Source organism: Acinetobacter sp. KAM396 (assembly GCF_021602765.1).
GTDB lineage: Bacteria > Pseudomonadota > Gammaproteobacteria > Pseudomonadales > Moraxellaceae > Acinetobacter > Acinetobacter towneri_A.
In genome coordinates, this window is record NZ_BPPH01000106.1 from 1 (window position 1) to 543 (window position 543).

Annotated in this window: 1 pseudogene; it reads right to left on the reverse strand. The window is 34.1% G+C overall.

Features of this window, described 5'->3' with window-relative positions:
• Positions 1-487 (reverse strand): annotated as a pseudogene (locus tag L6C30_RS14715) (IS701-like element ISAba11 family transposase); the annotation flags it as partial.
• Between the last annotated feature and the right edge of the window lie 56 nt (positions 488-543).

A 543-nucleotide genomic window follows, 5' to 3' on the forward strand; every position in this document is an offset into this window, starting at 1 on the left:
AACTATCACCTGTAATAAATTGAATCTTTGCACCCCAACTGAGTACTTCACTTAACATATCCATAAAGTAATCATTCTTGGTTTTACTTTCAGATTTGTCATAAATTCGGAAATTAATTGGAATATTTTGACCATTTTGATCTGTCGCATACAAGGTAATGAGATTAATACCCTTGACGGATCGGTGGTGTTTGCCTGACCAAAAATAGCTAACTAAGTCCATATGTTGACTATATGGTTTATCTAAAACAGTATCATCAATACTGACTATAAGTTTATTATTATCAATATGTTGAATTGCTTCTTGATATAGGTCGTGAGGTGTGTAGTCTTCACGCTCTAGAAAGCGATTTACACTATCATGCGAGATATTATAAGTCTCGGCAAGTTGTGTGCAGCTAATAGAGTTCGGTTCTGTCATGAGAAAGCCCATATAAATGGGTAGAGTACAAGTTGCTGTAGAAGCATTTTTAATTCGTCTGATCACAGATACTTTATAAAGTATTTTAATACTTTTTTGAATCCGTCAATGCGTAAGTCCTA